The organism is Actibacterium sp. D185-2 (genome assembly GCF_054954595.1).
On record NZ_JBPWNX010000005.1, the window covers coordinates 131,246 to 152,445 of the forward strand.

Consider the following 21,200-nt stretch of genomic DNA (forward strand, 5'->3'; position numbering starts at 1 on the left):
CATGCGCGAGGCCGCCCGCCGGGTTGCCGACACTGCCGGGCCGCTGTGGATCCTGGCGCAGCACCAGACCGCAGGCCACGGCCGGCGGGGCCGCGCCTGGGCCGCGCCCGAGGGCAATTTCGCCGCGACCCTGCTGTTGCATCCGACCGAGCCACCCGAGAAGGTGGCGCTGCGGTCCTTCGTGGCGTCGTTGGCGCTGTTCGACGCCTTTGTCGCCGCCACCGGCCGCCCCGCGCCCTTTGCGTTGAAATGGCCCAATGACGTGCTGCTGAATGGCGGCAAGGTGGCGGGTATCCTGCTGGAAAGCGTCGGTCAGGGGCCCGGCGTGGCGCATCTGGCGATCGGCTTCGGGGTGAACCTGATCGCGGCCCCCACCCCCGGACAGGTCGAGCCGGGCGCGGTGCCGCCCGCCAGCCTGCTGTCGGAAACCGGCGCGCGGGTCACCCCGCAAGAGTTTCTGCTGCTGCTGGCCAACGCCTATGCGGTGCAGGAGGCGCGCTTTGCCACCTATGGCTTTGCCCCGCTGCGCGAGGCCTGGCTGGCCCGCGCCGCGCGGCTGGGCGAGGTGATCACCGCCCGCACCGGCCGCGCGGAAACAACCGGCGTGTTCGAGACGGTGGACGCCGCCGGCCATCTCGTCCTAAACACCGCGCAAGGTCGCCATGTCATCCCGGCGGCGGACGTGTTTTTCTGAAGGAGGGGCGGATGCTTCTGTGTATCGACTGCGGCAACACCAACACCGTTTTCTCGATCTGGGACGGCACCCGGTTCTTGTGCACGCTGCGCACCTCGACCGAGCATCAGCGCACCGCGGATCAGTATTTCACCTGGTACACCACGCTGGTGCGCCACCACGGTATTGATGCTGATATCACCGATGTGATCATCTCGTCCACCGTGCCGCGGGTGGTGTTCAACCTGCGCGTCTTCACCGACCGTTATTTCAACACGCGGCCATTGGTCGTGGGGCGGCCCGACTGCCTGTTGCCGGTCGCGCCGCGGGTCGATCCGGGCACCGCCGTGGGGCCCGACCGTCTGGCCAATGCGGTTGGCGCGTTCGACCGGCACGGCGGCGATGTGGTCGTCATCGATTTCGGCACCGCTACCAATTTCGACGTGGTGGCCGGGGACGGTGCCTATGTCGGCGGGGTGATCGCACCGGGGGTGAACCTGTCGCTCGAGGCGCTGCATCAGGGCGCTGCGGCGCTGCCGCATGTGGACATTACCAAGCCAGACCGTGTAATCGGCACCAATACGGTGGCCTGTATCCAGTCGGGCATCTTCTGGGGCTATATCGGCCTGATCCAGGGAATCACCGAACGCATCCGCGCCGAATACGGCAAACAGATGAAGGTCGTCGGCACGGGTGGCCTGGCGCCGCTTTTCGCGACTGGCGATCTGTTGTTCGACACGATTGAGGACGATCTTACAATGCATGGCCTGACCGTGATCCATGCCTATAACAAGGACCACAAGGCACAATGAGCAGCAACCGACTGATATACCTTCCTTTGGGGGGCGCCGGCGAGATCGGCATGAACGCCTATGTCTATGGCTATGGGCCGGTGGGGGCCGAGCGGCTGATCCTGGTCGATCTGGGCGTGACGTTCCCGGATATGGACAGCACGCCGGGCGTCGATCTGATCTATGCCGATATCGCCTGGCTGGAAGAGCGCGCCGACCGGCTGGAGGCGATCTTTATCACCCATGCGCACGAAGACCACGTCGGCGCGCTGGCGCTGGGGTGGCCGCGGCTGAAGGCGCCGGTCTATACCCGCGCCTTCACCGGTAACATCGCCGCCCGCAAGCTGGAGGAAAAGGGCCTGGACCCGGCCCTGGTGAAAGTGGTGCGGCCCTGGCCCGAAACGATCACCGCCGGGCCGTTCAGCGTCTCGTTCCTGCCGGTGTCGCATTCGATCCCCGAAAGCTCGGCCATGGTGATCGACACGCCCGCCGGGCGGGTGGTGCATACCGGCGATTTCAAGCTCGACGAGCACCCGGTGGTGGGCGAGGCGTTCAATCCCGCCCTGTGGGCCGAGGTGGCCGGCGACGGCGTGCAGGCGCTGATCTGCGATTCCACCAATGTGTTCTCGCCCGCGGCGGGCCGGTCGGAATCGACCGTGGGCCCGGCGATCGAGCAGCTTGTCAGCAAGGCCGAGGGCATGGTGGTGGCAACCACCTTCGCGTCGAACGTGGCACGGGTGAAGACGCTGGCCGAGGCGGGCCATGCGGCGGGCCGCTCGATCGTGCTGCTGGGCCGGGCGATGCGCCGGATGGTCGAGGCGTCGGTGGAAACCGGCGTGCTGACCGATTTCCCCGCCACCGTACCGCCCGAGGATGCGCTGAGCATCCCGCGCGATCACCTGATGCTGATCGTGACCGGCAGCCAGGGCGAGCGGCGGGCGGCGTCGGCGCAGCTGGCGCGGGGCAAGTATCTGGGCCTGACGATGAAAGAGGGCGACACGTTCCTGTTTTCGTCCAAGACCATTCCGGGCAACGAGCGCGGCGTGATCCAGATCGTCAACGCGTTTTCCGAAATGGGGGTGAACGTGATCGACGACCGGGCCGATCTGTATCATGTGTCGGGCCACGCCAACCGCCCCGATCTGGAACAGATGCACACGATCATGAAGCCGCAGATCCTGATCCCGATGCATGGCGAGCACCGGCACCTGCGCGCCCATGTGAATCTGGCCCGCGACAAGGGGATCGCGGCTGCGATCGCGACCAACGGCACCATGCTGGATCTGACCGGCGCCGCCCCGCGCGTGGTTGAACATATCGAGGCCGGGCGCACCTATCTGGACGGATCGGTGCATATCGGCGCGATGGACGGGGTGGTGCGCGACCGGATCCGCATGGCGCTGAACGGGCTGATCCTGGTCACGCTGATCATCGACGAAGAGGACGAGCCGCTGGGCGAACCCTGGGTTGAGCTGAAGGGCCTGCCGGAAACCGGACGCTCGAAGGCCGGGCTGGCCGAGGTTTTGGAACAGGATCTAGCCCAGCTTCTGGCACGGTCGGATGACAAGACCCTGATGAACGACGACAAGCTGGAGGATGCGCTGCGCCGCCGCACCCGTCAGGTTGCGCTGGACGAGATCGGCCGCAAGCCCGAGGTCGTGGTGGTGATCAGCCGTCTGGTGCCCTGAGCGCGCCGTCGGCCCCCCGCAAGATACAGAAAAGGCGGCCTTGCGGGGCCGCCTTTTTTCAATGCGATAGCCGGTCGCGGCTTAGTCGGCCGGGGCCTTGAACGAGCGGGTCAGGAAGGCGGGCATGTGATCGCCCATGCCCACCACCGGCTCGTCCCGGCGGCTGCCGGAGCGACCGGACGAGGATTTAGAACTGCTGCTGCTGCTGCGCGACGACGCGGGTTTCTTCGGCGACGGGGCCGAAGACGGCTGACGCGCGGCTTCGGGCGCTTTTTCGGCGGGTGCTTCAGCGGCCTGTTTCGGGGCCTCATCGCGCGCGGGAGCCGGAGCCGGGGCCGGGGCAGGCGTGGCCGCGGGGGCTGCGGATTTCAGCGGGCTTTCGACGCGCGGAATTTCCTTGTTCACCAGCGCCTCGATATTGGCGAAGTTCTTTTCGTCATAGGGCACGCAGATCATCAGCGCCTTGCCCTTGCGCCCGGCGCGGCCGGTCCGGCCGATGCGGTGCACGTAATCCTCGGCGTGGCTGGGCACGTCGTAGTTGAAGACATGGCTGACCGCAGGCACGTCCAGCCCGCGCGCGGCCACGTCCGAGGCAACCAGAAAGCGCAGCTTGCCCTCGCGGAACGAGTCCAGCGTCTTGGTCCGCTGCGACTGATCCAGATCGCCGTGGATCGGGGCCGCGTCATAGCCGTATTTGGCCAGCGACTTGGCAACGGTATCGACCTCGGTCTTGCGGTTGCAGAAGATGATGGCGTTGGTGCAGGTGTCGCCCTCCTGCTCGATCAACGCGCGCAGCAGCGCGCGTTTCTCGCTGGCCTGCTTGTCCTTGCGGCTGGCGCGGAACATCACCACGCCCTGTTCGATGTTCTCGCCGGTGGTCGCGGCGCGGGCGACCTCTATCTTGACCGGGTTCGACAGGAAGGTGTTGGTGATCCGCTCGATCTCGGGCGCCATGGTGGCGGAGAAGAACAGGGTCTGGCGGGTAAAGGGCGTCATCTGGAAGATGCGCTCGATATCCGGGATGAAGCCCATGTCGAGCATCCGGTCGGCCTCATCCACCACCATGATCTGCACGCCGGTCAGCAGCAGCTTGCCGCGCTCGAAATGGTCCAGCAGGCGGCCAGGGGTGGCGATCAGAACGTCCACGCCCTTGTCGATCAGCTGATCCTGTTCCTTGAACGATACGCCGCCGATCAGCAGTGCCTTGGTCAGCTTGGTGTTCTTGGCGTAGGTGTCGAAGTTTTCGGCGACCTGCGCGGCCAGTTCCCGGGTCGGCGCCAGCACCAGGCTGCGCGGCATCCGGGCACGGGCGCGGCCCTTGGACAGCATCGTGATCATCGGCAGCGTGAAGCTGGCGGTCTTGCCGGTGCCGGTCTGGGCGATGCCCAGCACGTCGCGTCCGGCCAGGGCAGGCGGGATCGCACCGGCCTGGATCGGGGTGGGGGTTTCATAGCCCGCGTCAGCAACGGCGGAAAGCACTTTGGGGTCGAGCCCCAAGTCGGCAAATTTGGTCATACAGGCCCTTTGGGTTTTTCAGCGACAGACTTGGCCGCAATTCCGCGCGGCCCGACCGACCGTATTGCCGATCTCTCAACTTGGCGGGATGAATATGCCAGCGCATGCCCGCAGTCAAGGTAACGCTGCGGGACGGAGGGCGGACCGCGTCAAAAGGGGCCGGTTTCGGGCATAAACCTGAGGACTAAAGCGGCGAAATAATCAATGTGTCGATTGCTTCGGGCCGCCGGGGCCGCCCTTATGGCCGCGGACACGCGCCGCAGCCACAAGGGAGCAAGCCATGGCGACGATCACAGGGACATCCGGGGCCGATATTCTGACCGGAACTGCGGACGACGACATTATCAAGCCCTTGGGGGTGTCGTCCAGCAATGAAACCGATTTCATGAGCGGTGGCAACGGGGCCGACACCTATGATCTGTATCGGTTTGGCGGCGGCCCGGTGATGAACTTCGTGATCGACGATCAGGGCACGGACGGCGCGCCGGATGTGATCCTGAATGCCGGGGGGCTCTATCATTCGGCATCCCTGGGTTATGTCGGCTGGGCCACGGCCGAGCGGGTTGGCGACGATCTGATCATCGACCTGCCCGCCGATCCCGACCGGTTCCACGATCCCGGCTCGCCCGCCTATCACATCGAGATCGTCGATCATTTCGGCGGCGGCGCGGTCGAGTCGATCCAATGCGCCGGTGTCACCTATACGCTGCCGACCACGGGCAATGGCACCAATCTGAACGATATCATCGCGGGCAACGATCTGGCCGAGCGTCAGACTGGCCGCGGCGGCGATGACTGGATGTTCGGCAATGGCGGCGGCGACGCCATGTCGCTGGGTGCGGGCAACGACACCGCGTTCGGCGGTGCGGGCGACGACAGGATCGGTGGCGGCGACGGCGACGACCGGCTGGAAGGCGAAGAGGGCGACGACCTGCTGCATGGCGGAAACGGCCAGAACCATATTCTGGGCGGGGACGGCAACGACCGCATCATCGCCGGTGACGGCTACGACTGGCTCGAGGGCGGCACCGGCCGCGACAAGATCCGGGGCGGTGCCGGCCGCGACACGATCGACGGCGGGCTGGGCGACGACCTGATGAGCGGCGGCGCCGACGGCGATGTCTATGTCTTTGGGGTTTCCGAAGGCGTGGCCGACTGGGGCCATGACGTGATCGTGGATCAGGGCAACGCGCCCAGTTACCTGAACGAGGACCGGATCGACCTGCGCGGCTTTTACGGCCCGTCCAGCGGCAGTTCGGCCGAAGCCTTTTCCGCCGTGCATTTCACCCGTGCGGGCAGCGATATGGTGATCTCGTTTGAGGGCGATCAGGCCTCGGTCCGGGTGGTGGACATGTTCACCGGCACAGCGGGTTTCATCGAAGAGTTGACCTTCAACGGCGCCTACTGGGATCCGCTGACCTTTCAGATCGTCGACGGCGCGCGCGAGGATCTGGGCAATGACCGCGATCACGGCTCCTATGGCAGCGAGTTGAACGAGATCCTGTTCGGCACCAACGCGGGCGACGAGATTTTCGGCGGTTCGGGCACCAATTTCATCTGGACCGGCGGCGGCAGCGACACGATCATCTACAAGCTGAACGATCCCAACAATCTGGGCGGCATGGGCGGCGGCGCCAGCCATGACATCGTCGAGGATTTCGATGTCACCCGCGACACGCTGGATTTCAGCGAAACCGAGCTCGGCTTCGACGATCTGACCATCAGCGAGGATGCCGAGGGCGACGCGCTGATCACCTGGTACACCGCCGACTGGGAAATCTCGGATATCGTGATCGAGCTGCGCGGCGTGTCCGCCGCCGAGGTGAGCGAGGATATCTTCGTCTTCTGACCCGGCCCCCGGGGCGGCTGGATCAGGGCAGGCCAAGCCCCTTGAGATAGCGATCAACCGCCACGGTGGCAGGCGCGCCCGGTGTGCCCAGCGTGGTGTTGACCTCGCGGTGCGACAGGTCAAGCGGCACCAGATGCGCCTGACCGCCCGCATCGCGCACCCGAACCGCAAAGCGCTGCGCCTCGTCGCAAGACAGCCGCCGCCGCGTCGAACAGATCAGCAGGAACGGCCCCGTAGGCCCGGCGATCCGCGCCATCGGGCTGACCGCGGGCCAGGCCGCGGGGTCGCTGCCAAAGGCGGTTTTCATATAGCGCGGCACGCGCGGGCGGGTCATCTGGCCCACGACATCAAGCGCGGCCGAATCCAGCACCACCGTGCCGCGCCAGGGGGCCAGGCCCGCCTGGCTGCGCAGCGCAGCGTCGGTGCTGACCAGCGCCACCAGATGCCCGCCCGCCGAATGGCCCATCAGCAACAGCCGGCCCGGATCGCCGCCCCAGCCCGGCAGCCCCTTTTGCACGAACCGCAGCGCGGCGGCGATGTCGCGCGCCTGGGTCTGCGGCGCGGCTGCGGGCAGCATCCGGTAGTTCACCGCGATCAGAATATAGCCGCGCGCGCCCCAATAGGCCTGTTTGGCGTCCCAGACCGCGCGGTTGGCCTTGTCGCCCGTGGTCCAGGCGCCGCCATGCACCATCACGATTGCCGGGGCGTTTGCCGGTTTCGCGCCGGGCAGATAGACATCCAGCGCCTGCGCCGCATCGGGGCCATAGCGCAGATCGCGCAGAACCTCGGCCGTATGCGCCTGTGCGGCGGTCAGCAGCAGCGCCAGCGCGGCCAGCAGCGTCCGCAGGGTCAGACCTGCATTTCCTTGGTCGCGCTCAGCGTCAGTTCGGGGTGGTCGCGCTCGATCCGGTCGATGTCCCATTGCAGCCTCGTCATGTAAACGATGTCTCCGTCGTGATCGTAGGAGATATGGCCGCGGTTCTTGTTCACGAAGGCGTCAACCTGTGCCTTGGGGCCGCTCACCCAGCGCGCGCTGGTGAATTGCGAGGGCTCGAACCGCACCGGCAGGCCGTATTCCATCTCGATCCGGCTGGCCAGCACCTCGAACTGAAGCTGACCGACGACGCCGACGATGAAGCCCGAGCCGATGGCGGGCTTGAACACCTTGGCGGCGCCTTCCTCGGCGAATTGCATCAGCGCCTTTTCCAGATGCTTGGCCTTCATCGGGTCGCCGGCGCGACAGGTCTGCAGCAGTTCGGGCGCGAAGCTGGGGATGCCGGTCACACGGATCGCCTCGCCCTCGGTCAGGGTGTCGCCGATGCGCAGCTGGCCGTGGTTGGGGATGCCGATGATGTCGCCGGCCCAGGCCTCTTCGGCCAGTTCGCGGTCGCTGGCCAGGAACAGCACCGGATTGGAAATCGTCATCGGTTTCTTGCTGCGCACATGGGTCAGTTTCATGCCGCGCTGAAAATGGCCCGAGGCCAGCCGGACAAAGGCCACCCGGTCGCGGTGCTTGGGGTCCATGTTGGCCTGCACCTTGAACACGAAGCCGGTGACCTTGGTTTCCTCGGGCGCGATCTTGCGCGGCTCGGCGGCCTGCACCTGCGGCTCGGGGCCATAGGTGGCGATACCGTTCATCAGTTCCTTGACGCCGAACGAGTTGATCGCAGAGCCGAACCAGATCGGCGTCATATGCCCTTCGAGCACCGCCTGCGGGTTCAGCGCGGGCAGCAGTTCGCGCGCCATCTCGACCTCTTCGCGCAGCTTTGCCAGCAGGTCGGCGGGGATGTGCTGTTCCAGCAGCGGGTCGTCCAGCCCTTCGATCTTGACGCTTTCGGCCACCTTGTTGCGGTCGGCGCGGTCCATCAGTTCCAGCCGGTCGCGCAGGATGTCGTAACAGCCCAGAAACTCGCGCCCCATGCCGATCGGCCAGCTTGCCGGGGTCACGTCGATCGCCAGATTTTCCTGAATCTCGTCGATGATATCGAACGTATCGCGGCTTTCGCGGTCCATCTTGTTACAGAAGGTCAGGATCGGCAGATCGCGCAACCGGCAGACCTCGAACAGTTTGCGGGTCTGGCTTTCGACCCCCTTGGCGCCGTCGATCACCATCACGGCGGCATCCACCGCCGTCAGCGTGCGATAGGTGTCTTCGGAAAAGTCCGAGTGGCCGGGCGTGTCCACCAGGTTGAACCGGAACCCGCCGTAATCGAACGACATCGCCGAGGCCGACACCGAAATGCCGCGGTCCTTTTCCATCTGCATGAAGTCCGAGCGCGTGCGCCGCGCCTCGCCCTTGGCGCGCACCTGCCCCGCCATCTGGATCGCACCGCCATACAGCAGGAACTTTTCGGTCAGCGTCGTCTTGCCGGCATCGGGGTGCGAGATAATGGCAAAGGTGCGCCGCCGGGCAATTTCGGCAGGCAATTCAGGGCGGTTGGTGGCGGTGTCCAGCATGGGGGCGATATAACGGCCGGGCAGGACGAAGGGAAGGGCGCGGTACAGGTAATATGTATATACATTGCATATCGAAATGATGTGCGTTACGGTCCGGCCATGCCCGCAAGGAAGAAGAAAGACAGCCAGCTTCTGATCCGCATCTCGACCGAGGAGCGGGAGAGGTTCGTTTCGCTGTGCGACGAGCTGGACACCTCGGCCGCGCGCGAGGTGCGGCGCTTCATCCGCGACTTCATCAAGGAAAACGACAAGGAGACACCGTGAAAACCGTTCTGATCGCCAATCGCAAAGGCGGCTGTGGCAAGACCACCGTCGCGATCACGCTGGCCGCGGCACTGGCCGATGGCGGCTGGAAGGTTGCGCTGGCCGATGCCGATCCGCAGAAATCGGCGCTGCGCTGGCTCAAGCGCCGCCCGTCGACCGCCGCGGACATCCGGGCGGTGGACTGGAGTTCGCCCAAATCGCTGGGTGACACGCCGAAAAAGACCGACTGGGTGATCATCGACGCGCCCGGTTCGCTCTATGACGAAGAGGCGCAAAGCCTTGTGGCCGAGGCCGAGGCCGTGATCACCCCGGTGATGCCGTCGTTTTTCGACGAGGATGCGACCAAGCGGTTCCTGCGGGAGCTGCAGGAGATCAAGCGCATCCGCAAGGGCAAGGTCGGGCTGGAATTGTTGGCCAACCGGATCAAGCCGCGCGGCCGGGCCAATGCGCGGCTGGAGGCGTTTTTCGAGCGTACCGGCCAGGCGCCGGTGGCGCGGATCAGCGAACGGGTGGCCTACGGCGATCTGGCCGAAGAGGGGCTGACGGTCTTCGACCGGCCGCAAAAGCTGTATGAACCGATGCGCGCGCAATGGACGCCGCTGCTGCGCCGGCTGGTCTGACCGGTCAGTTGTCGCGCTTCGTTCGGCGCAGCATGTCGGGGCCGATCCTGTCCAGCAGCGCCTTGTCGGCCTCGGTGCCGAAATGCTGTTCTTGCGACAGGTCGGGCAGATGCTGTTCTACCTCGCGCTGCAATTCCTCGGACAGGCGGCCCAGCGAGCGGCCGTTGATCAGCAGGCTTTCGGTAGGGGTGTATTCGGCATAGATGATTTCGTGCCGGTCGAAGATCAGGTGGAAATACTCCACGAAACCGCCCTTGCGGATGAACACCGTTTCATCGTCGACCAGATCGCGCGCCTTGACCAGAACCTCGGCGGTTTTGGTCACCCGCGCGGCGCTGCGCTGATAGAGAAACAGCCGCTGGTGCTGGCTGACGATCAGATCGCTTTCGTTCGACAGGGTGCCCTTGGTGATGACCACCGGCGCGAACGGGCCGATGGCGCGCACCGTCCGCTGGCCGATCCAGCGCACCGGCTGCGGCCCGTGATCGCGGGTCAGCACCTTGTCGCCGGGGCGCAGATCCTCGATCGCGCGCTGGGTGCCGTCGGCCAGGGTGATCAGCGTGCCGCGGGTGAAGGCCACCGGGGTGATGTCGCTTAGCCGCACATCGCCGGGATCGGGGTCAGCCGACAGCAGGGTGTACTGTTCCCTCGGTTCGATCGGGGTCAGCGGCAGAAAGAACAGCGCGCGGCTGTCGCCGTCATGCGGCCGATGCCCGATCAGCGCCAGCACGACCTGGCCGCCATCGGGTGCCATGAAGGTCAGCCGCCCCTCCAGCGTCAGGGCCTCGCCCGGCTGGCCGACCTCCGACTCTTCGGCCACCATATGCCCGGCCTTGTCCGGCCCCAGAAACTGATCCGCCCCCGCGCCGGCGGTGCCCGCATCGCGGATCATCAGTTCCAGCGGCTCGGCATCGGGATGCAATTCATACACGTCGCCCAGGCACAGCTCGTCGATCGACATCAGCGGATCGCCCAGATTGGCGCCCGACACGACCTCGACATCCTCTGCCGAAAAGACATGGGCCGAATAGCTGGGCGCCAGGACCGCGCGGGCGTCTTGCGTCATAATGGCGGCGTACTCCATTGTAATATAACACAACTACGGTGGCGTGGCCTGCCCCCGAAGCGGACCGCGCGCGCGTTGCTGAGTGGTTCTAAACCTAGGGCGTCACGGCCATTTCGTCAACGCGGCCGGCGCCGATAGCGGCCATGTTGGCAGGCCGGGCTTTTCGTCGGGCGGGCAGAGTGGTACCGACAGGCAGCAGACAATCAGGGAGAGTTTCGATGGATCTGGGAATTGCCGGGAAAAAGGCGCTGGTCTGCGCCTCGTCCAAGGGGCTGGGTCTGGGCTGCGCGCAGGCGCTGGCCGGGGCGGGGGTCGATCTTGTGATGAACGCGCGCGGGGCCGAAGCACTGGATCTGGCCGCCGAGGGCATCCGCACCACCTACGGGGTAACGGTGACGACGGTGGCCGCCGACATCACCACCGATGACGGCCGCGCGCTTGTGCTGGACGCCGCCGCCGGGGCCGATATTCTGGTGACCAACGCGGGCGGCCCGCCGCCGGGCCTGTGGTCGGATTGGGAGCGTGCGGATTTCATCGCCGCGCTGGACGCCAACATGCTGGCCCCGATCGCGCTGATGAAGGCGCTGCTGCCGGGCATGATCGACAAGGGCTGGGGCCGGGTGGTCAACATCACCTCGCAGTCGGTGAAGGCGCCGATCGGCATTCTGGGCCTGTCGAACGCGGCCCGCGCCGGGCTGACCGGCTATGTCGCCGGCACTTCGCGTCAGGTGGCCCCGTTCGGGGTGACGATCAACAACATGCTGCCGGGGATTCACGCCACCGACCGCTCGGTTTCCCTGGACGCCGCTGCGGCACAACAGGAAAGCCTGACGATCGAGGAGGCCCGCGCCCAGCGTGTGGCCACGATCCCCGCCCGCCGGTATGGCACGGCCGAAGAGTTCGGCGCGATGTGCGCGTTCCTGTGTTCGCAGAAGGCGGGGTTCATCGTCGGACAGAATATCCTGCTGGATGGCGGCGCGAATAACATCACGCTTTGAGGACCGCAGGCTTGCGGGGCGGGGCAGGGGTTGCTATCTCCGGTCAAATTCCGATTTTTTCGCTCGGAAAAGACATGAGGCAGCAGTGAGCGAGGTAACCCCCCGTCTGGAAATCCAGCATATCACCCGGCGCTTTGGCGGCCGGGCGGTGGTGGACGACGTGTCGCTGAAGGTGATGCCGGGGCAGGTGACATGCCTGCTGGGCCCGTCGGGGTGCGGCAAATCGACCACGCTGCGCATCATCGCCGGGGTGGACATGCAGGACGAGGGCAAGATCTTCGCCGATGGCAATCTGGTCTGCGACACCATCTTCCGGATCCCGCCCGAGGGGCGCTCGGTCGGGTTGATGTTTCAGGACTTCGCGTTGTTTCCGCATCTGACCGTGGCCGGCAACGTGGCCTTCGGGCTGACTGGCCCCAAGGCCGCCAAACGCGCCCGGGTCGAGGAAATGCTGGCCCGTGTCGATCTGCTACGCTTCATCGACGATTATCCGCACAACCTGTCGGGCGGCGAGCAACAGCGCGTGGCGCTGGCCCGCGCCCTGGCGCCACGTCCCGGCATCATGCTGATGGACGAGCCGTTCTCCGGACTCGACAACCGGCTGCGCGACGGCATCCGCGACGAGACCCTGAGCCTGCTGAAAGAGGAAGGCGCCGCCGTTCTGCTGGTCACCCACGAGCCCGACGAGGCGATGCGCATGGCCGACGAGATCGCGCTGATGCGCGACGGGCGGATCGTGCAGCAGGGTGCGCCCTATAACATCTACAACGCGCCGGTGGACAGGGCGGCGGCGGGGTTCTTTTCCGATATCAACGTGATCCGGGGCACGGTGCAGGGGCTGTGGACGGAAACCCCGTTCGGCCAGTTCATGACGCCCGCCGTGCCCGACGGCGCGCAGGTCGACATCGTGATCCGGCCGCAGCACCTGAAGATCGAGTTCGACCGCAACGGTCACGGCCCCAGCCCGACGCCCGAAAACGGCGTGCCGGCGCGCGCCTGCGTCGATCGCGCCCGGTTCATGGGCAGCGAAAGCCTGTTGGAATTCCGGATGGATTTCGACGGCTCGATCCTGAAGGCGACGGTGCCGGGCGTGTTCTTGCCCAAACCCGGCACGCCGATGTGGCTGATGATCCGCCGGGACCGCTGTTTCGTCTTTCCGGCGGTCTAGTCTTCGCGGGCTCAGCCGACCTTGCGCGGTGCGCCGGTGGCCGGGTCGGTGCCCATATAGGGCTTGGCCGCCGTCTTCCACGCCGCAAAGCCGCCGTCCAGATGCGCGATCCGTTCATGCCCCGCGGCCAGATACTGTTCGGCCACCTTGCGCGAGCGTACGCCCGAGCCACAGTGGAACACGATCTGGCGGTCGCCCTCGGGCGGCATGAAGGCGGGGTCGAACCCGGCCATCGGCGCCAGAAGCGAGCCGTTGATGTATTCGAACATATATTCCTGCGGTGTGCGCACGTCGATCAGGATGATCTTTCGCGCGGTCAGCCCGGCCTCGACATCGTTGGCATCCCAATGTTCCAGGGTCTTGCCGTTCAGGTCTTCGGTATGCATGTCGCTCGCTCCTTTGTACGTGAGTCGTGTCCGCTCGTTCCATGTAGGCCCCGCCGGGCCGCACCGGAAGCCGTCCGCCTGCGGCGTGCCGCCGCGCCGCCCATCACTTTCTGCAAGAAAAGCGTCCTTTGCGGCGGAATGGGGCTTTGATCTCTCCTTCATAGACCATAAATGTGTTTGACAGATTTCAAAATGGGCGCGATCCGGTGGATGTGTCCGAGGGAGAAGATCATGCTTAACAATATCGGCCTTCCCGGCCTGCTTCTGATCGCCGTCGTTGTGCTGGTGCTGTTCGGCCGCGGCAAGATCTCCTCGCTGATGGGTGAGGTCGGCAAGGGTATCACCGCCTTCAAGAAGGGCGTGAAGGACGGCAGCGAAGAACTGGAAAACAGTCTCGAAAATGCCAAGGACGTGACGCCGGAAACCAAAACGGAAAAGGACAAGGCCTGATCGCCTTGCCCCGCTTTCAGGGCGATTAATCCATGTTTGATCTCGGCTGGTCCGAACTTCTGCTGATCGGTGTCGTCGCGTTGATCGTGGTCGGCCCCAAGGATTTGCCCGGTATGTTCCGCACGCTGGGCCGCTTCACCGGCAAGGCTAAAAGCATGGCGCGCGAGTTTCAGCGCGCAATGGACGACGCCGCCGACGAATCCGGTATCAAAGAGGCCACCAAAGGCCTGAAAGACATCGCCAACCCGCGCAAGATGGGGTTGGACGCGGTGAAGGATGCCGCCGACCGGTTCGAAAAGTGGGAACCGAAGATTCCATCGGCCACCAAGGGCCCCGCGACCGAGGCCCTGTCCGAAGAGCGCGCCGCCGCCGCCAGGAAAATCCACGACGCATCCGCCCGCAAGGCGCAGGAGCGCGTGGCCGCCGAACAGGCCGCTGCCGATGCAGGCGCGGCTCCTGCCGCCCCCGCTGCCGCGCCGGTCAAGACGCCTGCCACCAAGACCGCCGCAGCCAAGACGCCCGCGGCGAAGAAGGCGCCGGCCAGGAAAACCGCCGCAAAGAAACCTGCCACCAAAAAGCCGGCCACCAAGCCCGCCGGGAAGAGTGACGCATGAACGACGCCGACGAGATCGAGGAGTCCAGCGCCCCGCTGATCGAACATCTGGCCGAACTGCGCACCCGGCTGATCCGGGCCGCGCTGGCCTTCACCGTCGGCATGGTGATCTGCTTTGCGATCTGGAATCCGATCTTCAACTTCCTGACCCAGCCACTATGCGGCGCGCTGGCCGAGCGGGGCCAGGATGATTGCGGGCTGGTGCTGATCAAGCTGCAGGAAGGTTTCTTCGTCGCGATCTCGATCTCGTTGCTGGGCGGTCTGGTGCTGTCCTTCCCGATGATCAGCTATCAGCTGTGGCGGTTCGTGGCGCCCGGCCTGTACAAATCCGAAAAAGGCGCGTTCCTGCCGTTTCTGGTCGCGTCGCCCTTCATGTTCTTTCTGGGCGCGGCCTTTGCCTTTTATGTGGTCACGCCGATGGCCTTCGATTTCTTCCTGGGCTTCCAGCAGCCGGGCAGCCTGACCACCGACGGCACGGCGAAATCCTCGGCCATCTCTTTTATGGGATCGGCGCAGGAATATCTGGGTCTGACGATCAAGTTCATCGTGGCTTTCGGTCTGTGTTTCCAATTGCCGGTACTGCTGACGCTGATGGGCAAGGCCGGGCTGGTGTCGGCCCAGGGGCTGAGCGCGGTGCGCAAATATGCGGTGGTCGGCATTTTGCTGCTGGCCGCGGTGGTCACCCCCCCCGATGTCATCACCCAGGTGATCCTGTTTGTGGTGGTTTACGGACTGTATGAGATTTCGATCCTTCTTGTCGCGCGGGTCGAGCGCAGGCGCGAGGCCGAACTGCGGGCCCAGGGCCTGTGGGTCGATGACGACGAGGACGAGGCCGCCGATGACGCCGAGGATGATGCCTTCACCCCGGTCGAGGACGACCCGTTGCTGAAGGAATTCGACCAGGATTCGGGCGAAGAGCCGGACGACAAGAACGCATGAACGACGACAGCCTGACCCGTATCGCCCAGGCGCTGGAGCGGATCAGCCCCGCGCCCGCCGCCGCGCCGGATTTCGCCGCGACCGATGCGTTCGTCTGGCATGTGGCCCCCGACCGTCTGGTGCCGGTGGACCGGGTCAGCCGGGTCGACCTGGATCTGCTGCTGGGGATCGACCGCGCCCGCGACATCCTGGTGGACAACACGCTGCAATTCGCGCGCGGCCTGCCGGCCAACAACGCGCTGCTGTGGGGCGCGCGCGGGATGGGCAAATCCTCGCTGGTGAAGGCGGTTCATGCGGCGGTGCTGGCCGCTGGCCATGATCTGAAGATCGTCGAGGTCCAGCGCGAGGATCTGCCCTCCATCGCGCGGCTTTTGGCCCTGCTGCGGGATGCCGATGCGCGGTTTTTGCTGTTTTGCGACGATCTGTCGTTTTCCCATGACGACCAGCATTACAAATCGCTCAAGGCGGTTCTGGATGGCGGGATCGAGGGGCGGCCGGAAAACGTGGTGTTCTATGCCACCTCGAACCGGCGCCACCTGATGCCACGCGACATGATCGAGAATGAGCGTTCCAGCGCCATCAACCCGTCCGAGGCGGTCGAGGAAAAGGTATCGCTGTCGGACCGGTTCGGGCTGTGGCTGGGCTTTCATCCATGCAGTCAGGACGAGTATCTGGCGATGATCCGCGGCTATTGCGACGCCCATGGGCTGGTGATCGACGACGCCACATTGCGCGCCGAGGCGATCGAGTGGCAGGCCACCCGCGGCAGCCGTTCGGGCCGGGTGGCATGGCAGTATTTCACCGATCTGGCCGGGCGCCGGGGCGTGACGCTGTAGCGCCTGCCCGCGAAATTCACCGGCTCTGCCGGCACGTCAGGGCCTTAGTTCAGATAGGGCATCGGATCGACGCTTTCGAACCCGTCGCGGACCTCGAAATGCAGGAAGGCCGGATCGCCGGCGCGCACAGTGGCCACCGCCTGATCACGGCTGACGCTTTGGCCCTTTTCGACCTTGATATCGCCGATATTGGCATAGACCGTCAGCAGGTTGTCGTCATGGCGCAGTACCAGGATCGGCACCTGATCGGTGTCGCGGGTGATGGCGGCGACGGTGCCGGCCTCTGCCGCCTTGACCGGGGTTCCGGCGCTGGCGGCGATGTCGATGCCGTCATTCTTCTTTTTCTCATAGCCGCGGATGATCGCGCCGCTGACCGGGAAGGCCAGCTTGCTTTTCACGGTCTTGTCTTGCGACAGATTGGGCGTGGGCACCGGGCTGGCCGCCACGATTTCGCTGGCGGGGGCTTCATCCTCGGGCAGGGGGCTGGCGGCGCTGGGGGGCGTCGGCACCGGCGACAGCACACCCGGCGGGGTGGTCGCGGCCACGGCCGTGGGGGTGGGGGCGTTGTCGGCGGGAACCGGGATCAGCAGATACTGGCCTTCGCGGACGCTCAGATCGGGGCCCAGCCCGTTCCAGTCGGCCAGCGCGCTGACCGAGACATTGTAGAGCCGCGAGATCGAATAGGCGGTCTCGCCGCGTTCCACCTTGTGGCGGATCGGCTCGGGGGCAGCGGTAATCTGGGCATTGTCGGCGGCCGGCGTTGCGGGGCTGCCGGCGCGTTCGATCGCACCGCCGGCCAGGGTGGCGATGTCGATCTGCCCGGTCGTCGTGGCCGCGGGTTCGGCCACCCGGGTGGGCAGCGCCAGAAGCTCGCCCTTGCGCAGGGCCACATCCTGCGGGATGCCGTTGTAGCGGCTGATATCCTCGGGCGGCAGGCCGACGCGCGCGGCCACATCGGCCACGGTGTCACCGCGCCGGGCCACCGCCACCTGATAGCTGGGATAGGAGATCACGCCGCGATCGTCGGCGGGCGGCAGTTCCGCCGTGGACTGGCGCGCCGCCTCGGAGGTGTTGGCGCCGTTGTTGCGCAGGTCGATATCGAAATCGTCGCAGGCGGCGACCGCCAGAAGGGTCGTGCCCAGCAATGCTGCGCGCATCAATGCGGGGCGGGCGGAGGCAGGCATGGCTCTCTCCTCAATCAAGACGTGCCGGCCCGCGTTGATCCGGGCCTTGGGCGCTCACTACTCTAGTCCAAGACCTTCGACCAGCGGCACGAACCGCACCGGGCGAAGTTCTTCATAATCGAAACCCTGGGACGTGCGGGTGACCTTGATCAGGCTTTGCACCGCATCCGACTGCCCCACTGGTAATACCATGATACCGCCCTCGCGCAATTGAGCCAAGAGGGGACCGGGCGGATCTTCGGCGGCGGCGGTCACGATGATGCGGTCGAACGGTGCCTGTTCGGGCAGACCGTGCGATCCGTCGCCCAGGATCGCCGTCACGTTGGTCAGCCCCAGCAGGTCGAAACAGCGCTGCGCCTCGCGCACCAGGCGGCGGTGGCGTTCCACCGTATAGACCCGACGCGCCAGCAGGCTGAGGATCGCCGCCTGATAGCCCGACCCGGTGCCGACCTCAAGCACCTTGTCGCGCGGCTGCACCTTCAGCGCCTGGGTCATCAGCCCCACCACCGAGGGCTGGCTGATGGTCTGGCCGCAGGCGATGGGCAGCGGCATGTCCTCATAGGCGCGGGTCTCGAACAGCCCGCGCACGAAATCGCCGCGGTCGATCTTTTCCATTGCGGTCAGCACGCGGGCATCCGTCACCCCCTTGGAGCGGAGCGCGAAAAGAAACTGCATTTTCCGCTCGGCAGTGTCGCTCATTCCAACTGATCTTTCAGCCAGGCAAGGGTGTCATGCGCCGTCAGGTCCGCGCGCATCGGCGTGACCGAGATATAGCCTTCCAGGTTGTCGGCCACATCGGTGCCGGGGTCGGTGGGCATGTCCTGCTTGCCGCCCTTGATCCACAGAAACTTGCGCCCCGAGGGTGACATGTGCGGCTCGACCCCGAACGAGGCGTCGCGGCGATAGCCCTGCGCACTGACCCGCAACCCGCGTACCCCGGCCTTGCGCACCGGCGGGAAGTTGACGTTGTAGAACAGCCGGTAATCCTCGCCATCCCACAGCCCGCGTTCCAGCAGGGCGCGCACGGTGGCAACGCCATGTTCGGCGGCGGCCTCGAACTGATGCGGTCTGGCAAAGTTTTCCGGCCCCATATATTGCGACAGCGCGATCGCGGGCAGGCCTTGCAGCGCGGCCTCCATCGCGCCGCCCAGCGTGCCGGAATAAAGCGCGTTCTCGCCCGAATTATTGCCCCGGTTGACGCCCGACAGCACCAGATCGGGCAATTCGCCGTCCAGCACGTCGTAAAGCCCGGCCAGAACGCAGTCGGCGGGCGAGCCTTCGGCGGCAAAGCGGCGCGGCCCCAGCTCGGCGATCATCATCGGATGGGTATAGGAAATCTTGTGCGCCACGCCCGATTGCTCGAACGCCGGCGCCACGGTCCAGACTTCGCCGCCGGGGCCGGCGAGGTCGGTGGCGATATCGTGCAGCACGGCCAGGCCCGGTGCATTGATGCCGTCGTCATTGGTGATGAGAATGCGCATGTTCGCCTGCCTTTTTCTGCTTGTTCCCTCAATAGTAGAGCAAGGGCAGGGCGGCAAGCGGCGCGGCCTATCCCAGCAGCGCGGTCAGGCGCCTTGCCTCATCCGCAGGCGGGGTCAGCGCGCTGCGGTCCTCGCCGGGATAGAACCGCGCACGGGTGGCGGTGGGCATCGGCGCGGGGGCAAAGCTGATCACACGCGGCGCGGCGGTTTTCGCGGTTTCGGCGGCCCAGGCCCCGAACAGCGCGCGCTGCGCCGCCTTGGCGGCGGCGTAAGCGCCCAGAAACTTGCCGGCGTTGGGGTCGTCTACATGCACCGCCAGGCCATTGCCCGCGGCATTCAGCAGCGGCGCGATGAACGGGATCAGAAGGCCCGGCGCGGTGATGCCGGTGGCCACGGTTTTCGACCAGTCCTTTTCGTCCAGATGGTCGGCGGGGGTCATCGGCGGCACATGGATGGCGGTATGCACCCACAGGCCCAGCCCGCCCCAGCGGTCATGGATCGAGCGACACAGATGGCGCATCGCGTCCGGGTCGGTCACGTCCATCGGCGCCAGGGTGGCCACGCCGCCGCGCGCCTTGATGCGGTCGTCCAGCTCTTCCAGCGCGCCGACGGTGCGGGCCACGGCGACGACGTGCCAGCCGGTGGCGGCCAGCTCTTCGGCCACAGCCGCGCCAAACCCGCGCGAGGCGCCGGTGATCAGGGCCAGTTTTTCGGTCATTCCGCGGCTTTCGCTTTCAACTGAAACCCGTTGGCGATCATGTCGCTGGGGGCCACCGGATATTCGCCCGAAAAGCAGGCGTCGCAATATTGCGGGCAGCTGTTGCTGCGGCCCTTTGCCTCGCCCACGGCGCGGTACAGCCCGTCGAGCGAGATGAATTTAAGGCTATCGACGCCCAGATGCTCGCGCATCTCGTCTTCGGACATGTTCGCGGCCAGCAGCTTGCTGCGTTCGGGCGTGTCGACGCCGTAAAAGCACGGCCAGGCCGTGGGCGGCGATGCGATGCGGAAATGGACCTCGGCCGCGCCGGCATCCAGAATCATTTCTTTGATCTTGCGGCTGGTGGTGCCCCGGACCACGGAATCGTCGACCAGGATCACCCGCTTGCCGCGGATCAGCGCGCGGTTCACGTTCAGCTTCAGCCGCACGCCCATGTTGCGGATCTGCTCGGTCGGTTCGATGAAGGTGCGGCCCATATACTGGTTGCGGATGATCCCCATGCCGTAAGGAATGCCGCTTTGATGGCTGAAGCCGATCGCCGCAGGGGTGCCGCTGTCGGGCACCGGACAGACAAGATCGGCCTCGACCGGGGCCTCCTTGGCCAGTTCCACCCCGATGGCGTGGCGGGTTTCATAGACGGAGCGCCCGCCCAGAATGCTGTCGGGGCGCGAGAAATAAACATGCTCGAAGATGCAGAAACGCGAATGGACGCGTTCGAACGGGTGAAAGCTCTGCACGCCTTCGGTGTTCGAGATGACCACCATCTCGCCCGGCTCGACCTCGCGGATGAGGTCGGCGCCGATGATGTCCAGCGCACAGGTTTCCGACGACAGCACCCAGCCGTCGCCCAGGCGGCCCAGCACCAGCGGGCGTACGCCCAGCGGATCGCGCACGCCGATCAGCTTGGTCCGTGTCATGGCGACGATGGAAAACGCGCCCTCGACCCGGCGCAGCGCATCCTTCATCCGGTCGGGGATATTGCGCTGCAGCGACCGCGCCATCAGATGGATGATACATTCGCTGTCGGAATTGCTCTGGAAGATCGAGCCGCGCTCGATCAGTTCCTTGCGCAGGGCGTTGGCGTTGGTGATGTTGCCGTTATGGGCGATCGCCGCCCCGCCCATCGAGAATTCGCCGAAGAACGGCTGCACGTCGCGGATCTGGGTCTGACCCTTGGAGCCGGCAGTGGAATAGCGCACATGGCCGATGGCCAGTGGCCCCGGCAGGGTTTCCATCAGGCTGGCCTTGGTGAAATTGTCGCGCACATAACCGAAGCGGTGGGCCGAGCTGAACCCGATATCGCGCGCATGGGACACGATGCCGCCGGCCTCCTGGCCGCGATGTTGCAGCGCGTGCAGGCCAAGGGCCACGAAATTCGCCGCGTCGGTCACACCGATCACGCCGAATACGCCGCACTCCTCTTTCAGTTTGTCGTCGTCGAACGGGTGGCTGGGCGGCATCTCGCGCATGCGGGCGGGGCTCCGAATCCGTGGGCTTTCAGGAT

At 65.7% G+C, this 21,200-nt stretch carries 22 protein-coding genes; 12 read left to right on the forward strand and 10 right to left on the reverse strand.

All coding sequences use genetic code 11. The features are described 5' to 3' along the window. The first annotated feature begins 1 nt into the window (after position 1). Genes ACSR1C_RS11030 through ACSR1C_RS11040 form a run of 3 tightly spaced genes read left to right on the forward strand, consistent with a single transcriptional unit; the run spans position 2 to position 3,152 of the window. Entirely contained in the window at positions 2 to 694 is a 693-nt protein-coding gene (locus tag ACSR1C_RS11030; RefSeq protein WP_460259553.1) for a biotin--[acetyl-CoA-carboxylase] ligase, read from the forward strand. An 11-nt stretch (positions 695 to 705) separates the two neighbouring features. Beyond that, positions 706 to 1,485, forward strand: a complete 780-nt coding sequence (locus ACSR1C_RS11035) for a type III pantothenate kinase (RefSeq protein ID WP_460259419.1) — start codon at positions 706 to 708, stop codon at positions 1,483 to 1,485. Further along, positions 1,482 to 3,152 carry a ribonuclease J gene (locus ACSR1C_RS11040; protein ID WP_460259418.1) on the forward strand — a complete coding sequence of 557 codons (1,671 nt, stop codon included), beginning with the start codon at positions 1,482 to 1,484 and terminating at the stop codon, positions 3,150 to 3,152. Before ACSR1C_RS11035 ends, ACSR1C_RS11040 begins: the two co-directional genes overlap by 4 nt. 81 nt (positions 3,153 to 3,233) lie before the next feature. Here ACSR1C_RS11040 and ACSR1C_RS11045 read toward each other — a convergent pair whose 3' ends face one another. Beyond that, positions 3,234 to 4,667 (reverse strand): DEAD/DEAH box helicase, encoded by a 1,434-nt coding sequence (locus ACSR1C_RS11045; protein ID WP_460259417.1) that lies wholly within the window; start codon positions 4,665 to 4,667, stop codon positions 3,234 to 3,236. A gap of 280 nt (positions 4,668 to 4,947) precedes the next feature. Here ACSR1C_RS11045 and ACSR1C_RS11050 point away from each other — a divergent pair, with 280 nt between their 5' ends. Continuing rightward, a complete protein-coding gene (locus ACSR1C_RS11050) occupies positions 4,948 to 6,516 on the forward strand; it encodes a calcium-binding protein (protein WP_460259416.1) in 1,569 nt (522 codons plus the stop codon). Between the two features lie 22 nt (positions 6,517 to 6,538). Here ACSR1C_RS11050 and ACSR1C_RS11055 read toward each other — a convergent pair whose 3' ends face one another. Together ACSR1C_RS11055 and ACSR1C_RS11060 are read right to left on the reverse strand one after the other, a co-directional pair. After that, positions 6,539 to 7,438, reverse strand: a complete 900-nt coding sequence (locus tag ACSR1C_RS11055; protein ID WP_460259415.1) for an alpha/beta hydrolase — start codon at positions 7,436 to 7,438, stop codon at positions 6,539 to 6,541. After that, the gene (locus ACSR1C_RS11060; protein WP_460259414.1) at positions 7,366 to 8,973 is read right to left on the reverse strand and encodes a peptide chain release factor 3; all 1,608 of its coding nucleotides are present in this window, start codon (positions 8,971 to 8,973) and stop codon (positions 7,366 to 7,368) included. The genes ACSR1C_RS11055 and ACSR1C_RS11060 overlap by 73 nt, the downstream gene beginning before the upstream one ends. A gap of 99 nt (positions 8,974 to 9,072) precedes the next feature. Here ACSR1C_RS11060 and ACSR1C_RS11065 point away from each other — a divergent pair, with 99 nt between their 5' ends. After that, entirely contained in the window at positions 9,073 to 9,237 is a 165-nt protein-coding gene (locus tag ACSR1C_RS11065) for a hypothetical protein (protein WP_460259413.1), read from the forward strand. Continuing rightward, positions 9,234 to 9,857, forward strand: a complete 624-nt coding sequence (locus ACSR1C_RS11070; protein ID WP_460259412.1) for a ParA family protein — start codon at positions 9,234 to 9,236, stop codon at positions 9,855 to 9,857. Before ACSR1C_RS11065 ends, ACSR1C_RS11070 begins: the two co-directional genes overlap by 4 nt. 4 nt (positions 9,858 to 9,861) lie before the next feature. On the opposite strand, the gene ACSR1C_RS11075 is transcribed toward ACSR1C_RS11070, so the two are convergent. Next, positions 9,862 to 10,923, reverse strand: coding sequence for a Hint domain-containing protein (locus ACSR1C_RS11075; protein WP_460259411.1), 1,062 nt, complete (start codon positions 10,921 to 10,923; stop codon positions 9,862 to 9,864). 218 nt (positions 10,924 to 11,141) lie between these two features. Here ACSR1C_RS11075 and ACSR1C_RS11080 point away from each other — a divergent pair, with 218 nt between their 5' ends. Both ACSR1C_RS11080 and ACSR1C_RS11085 read left to right on the forward strand, forming a co-directional pair. Then, positions 11,142 to 11,921 (forward strand): SDR family oxidoreductase, encoded by a 780-nt coding sequence (locus ACSR1C_RS11080; RefSeq protein ID WP_460259410.1) that lies wholly within the window; start codon positions 11,142 to 11,144, stop codon positions 11,919 to 11,921. 85 nt (positions 11,922 to 12,006) lie between these two features. After that, positions 12,007 to 13,089 carry an ABC transporter ATP-binding protein gene (locus tag ACSR1C_RS11085; protein WP_460259409.1) on the forward strand — a complete coding sequence of 361 codons (1,083 nt, stop codon included), beginning with the start codon at positions 12,007 to 12,009 and terminating at the stop codon, positions 13,087 to 13,089. Between the two features lie 11 nt (positions 13,090 to 13,100). Here ACSR1C_RS11085 and ACSR1C_RS11090 read toward each other — a convergent pair whose 3' ends face one another. Further along, entirely contained in the window at positions 13,101 to 13,475 is a 375-nt protein-coding gene (locus ACSR1C_RS11090) for a rhodanese-like domain-containing protein (RefSeq protein ID WP_460259408.1), read from the reverse strand. A 231-nt stretch (positions 13,476 to 13,706) separates the two neighbouring features. Between ACSR1C_RS11090 and ACSR1C_RS11095 the strand changes: the two genes are divergently transcribed. The 4 genes from ACSR1C_RS11095 to ACSR1C_RS11110 are packed head-to-tail and all read left to right on the forward strand — an operon-like array spanning position 13,707 to position 16,313. Then, positions 13,707 to 13,925, forward strand: coding sequence for a twin-arginine translocase TatA/TatE family subunit (locus tag ACSR1C_RS11095; RefSeq protein WP_460259407.1), 219 nt, complete (start codon positions 13,707 to 13,709; stop codon positions 13,923 to 13,925). 32 nt (positions 13,926 to 13,957) lie between these two features. Further along, positions 13,958 to 14,539 (forward strand): Sec-independent protein translocase protein TatB, encoded by a 582-nt coding sequence (gene tatB / locus ACSR1C_RS11100; RefSeq protein WP_460259406.1) that lies wholly within the window; start codon positions 13,958 to 13,960, stop codon positions 14,537 to 14,539. Beyond that, positions 14,536 to 15,477, forward strand: coding sequence for a twin-arginine translocase subunit TatC (gene tatC, locus ACSR1C_RS11105; protein ID WP_460259405.1), 942 nt, complete (start codon positions 14,536 to 14,538; stop codon positions 15,475 to 15,477). Before tatB ends, tatC begins: the two co-directional genes overlap by 4 nt. Then, positions 15,474 to 16,313, forward strand: coding sequence for an ATP-binding protein (locus ACSR1C_RS11110; RefSeq protein ID WP_460259404.1), 840 nt, complete (start codon positions 15,474 to 15,476; stop codon positions 16,311 to 16,313). Before tatC ends, ACSR1C_RS11110 begins: the two co-directional genes overlap by 4 nt. A gap of 44 nt (positions 16,314 to 16,357) precedes the next feature. On the opposite strand, the gene ACSR1C_RS11115 is transcribed toward ACSR1C_RS11110, so the two are convergent. The 5 genes from ACSR1C_RS11115 to purF form a co-directional block, all read right to left on the reverse strand. Beyond that, positions 16,358 to 17,497 carry a peptidoglycan DD-metalloendopeptidase family protein gene (locus tag ACSR1C_RS11115; RefSeq protein ID WP_460259403.1) on the reverse strand — a complete coding sequence of 380 codons (1,140 nt, stop codon included), beginning with the start codon at positions 17,495 to 17,497 and terminating at the stop codon, positions 16,358 to 16,360. Between the two features lie 57 nt (positions 17,498 to 17,554). After that, positions 17,555 to 18,196, reverse strand: coding sequence for a protein-L-isoaspartate(D-aspartate) O-methyltransferase (locus ACSR1C_RS11120; protein ID WP_460259402.1), 642 nt, complete (start codon positions 18,194 to 18,196; stop codon positions 17,555 to 17,557). Further along, on the reverse strand, positions 18,193 to 18,978 hold the full coding sequence (gene surE, locus ACSR1C_RS11125) for a 5'/3'-nucleotidase SurE (protein ID WP_460259401.1): 786 nt from the start codon (positions 18,976 to 18,978) through the stop codon (positions 18,193 to 18,195). The genes ACSR1C_RS11120 and surE overlap by 4 nt, the downstream gene beginning before the upstream one ends. Before the next feature lie 67 nt (positions 18,979 to 19,045). Then, entirely contained in the window at positions 19,046 to 19,696 is a 651-nt protein-coding gene (locus tag ACSR1C_RS11130) for an SDR family NAD(P)-dependent oxidoreductase (RefSeq protein WP_460259400.1), read from the reverse strand. Then, entirely contained in the window at positions 19,693 to 21,156 is a 1,464-nt protein-coding gene (gene purF / locus ACSR1C_RS11135; protein ID WP_460259552.1) for an amidophosphoribosyltransferase, read from the reverse strand. Before purF ends, ACSR1C_RS11130 begins: the two co-directional genes overlap by 4 nt. Between the last annotated feature and the right edge of the window lie 44 nt (positions 21,157 to 21,200).

Excerpts from the sequence above, each read along its gene's own strand:
- ACSR1C_RS11050 (WP_460259416.1), top strand. The coding sequence starts at position 4,948 with ATGGCGACGATCACAGGGACATCCGGGGCCGATATTCTGACCGGAACT.
- ACSR1C_RS11130 (WP_460259400.1), bottom strand. The coding sequence starts at position 19,696 with ATGACCGAAAAACTGGCCCTGATCACCGGCGCCTCGCGCGGGTTTGGC.
- ACSR1C_RS11040 (WP_460259418.1), top strand. The coding sequence starts at position 1,482 with ATGAGCAGCAACCGACTGATATACCTTCCTTTGGGGGGCGCCGGCGAG.
- ACSR1C_RS11090 (WP_460259408.1), bottom strand. The coding sequence starts at position 13,475 with ATGCATACCGAAGACCTGAACGGCAAGACCCTGGAACATTGGGATGCC.
- ACSR1C_RS11095 (WP_460259407.1), top strand. The coding sequence starts at position 13,707 with ATGCTTAACAATATCGGCCTTCCCGGCCTGCTTCTGATCGCCGTCGTT.
- tatB (WP_460259406.1), top strand. The coding sequence starts at position 13,958 with ATGTTTGATCTCGGCTGGTCCGAACTTCTGCTGATCGGTGTCGTCGCG.
- ACSR1C_RS11110 (WP_460259404.1), top strand. The coding sequence starts at position 15,474 with ATGAACGACGACAGCCTGACCCGTATCGCCCAGGCGCTGGAGCGGATC.
- ACSR1C_RS11045 (WP_460259417.1), bottom strand. The coding sequence starts at position 4,667 with ATGACCAAATTTGCCGACTTGGGGCTCGACCCCAAAGTGCTTTCCGCC.
- ACSR1C_RS11115 (WP_460259403.1), bottom strand. The coding sequence starts at position 17,497 with ATGCCTGCCTCCGCCCGCCCCGCATTGATGCGCGCAGCATTGCTGGGC.
- surE (WP_460259401.1), bottom strand. The coding sequence starts at position 18,978 with ATGCGCATTCTCATCACCAATGACGACGGCATCAATGCACCGGGCCTG.
- tatC (WP_460259405.1), top strand. The coding sequence starts at position 14,536 with ATGAACGACGCCGACGAGATCGAGGAGTCCAGCGCCCCGCTGATCGAA.
- ACSR1C_RS11030 (WP_460259553.1), top strand. The coding sequence starts at position 2 with ATGCGCGAGGCCGCCCGCCGGGTTGCCGACACTGCCGGGCCGCTGTGG.
- ACSR1C_RS11120 (WP_460259402.1), bottom strand. The coding sequence starts at position 18,196 with ATGAGCGACACTGCCGAGCGGAAAATGCAGTTTCTTTTCGCGCTCCGC.
- ACSR1C_RS11055 (WP_460259415.1), bottom strand. The coding sequence starts at position 7,438 with ATGGGACATCGACCGGATCGAGCGCGACCACCCCGAACTGACGCTGAG.
- purF (WP_460259552.1), bottom strand. The coding sequence starts at position 21,156 with ATGCCGCCCAGCCACCCGTTCGACGACGACAAACTGAAAGAGGAGTGC.
- ACSR1C_RS11075 (WP_460259411.1), bottom strand. The coding sequence starts at position 10,923 with ATGACGCAAGACGCCCGCGCGGTCCTGGCGCCCAGCTATTCGGCCCAT.
- ACSR1C_RS11065 (WP_460259413.1), top strand. The coding sequence starts at position 9,073 with ATGCCCGCAAGGAAGAAGAAAGACAGCCAGCTTCTGATCCGCATCTCG.
- ACSR1C_RS11060 (WP_460259414.1), bottom strand. The coding sequence starts at position 8,973 with ATGCTGGACACCGCCACCAACCGCCCTGAATTGCCTGCCGAAATTGCC.
- ACSR1C_RS11035 (WP_460259419.1), top strand. The coding sequence starts at position 706 with ATGCTTCTGTGTATCGACTGCGGCAACACCAACACCGTTTTCTCGATC.
- ACSR1C_RS11080 (WP_460259410.1), top strand. The coding sequence starts at position 11,142 with ATGGATCTGGGAATTGCCGGGAAAAAGGCGCTGGTCTGCGCCTCGTCC.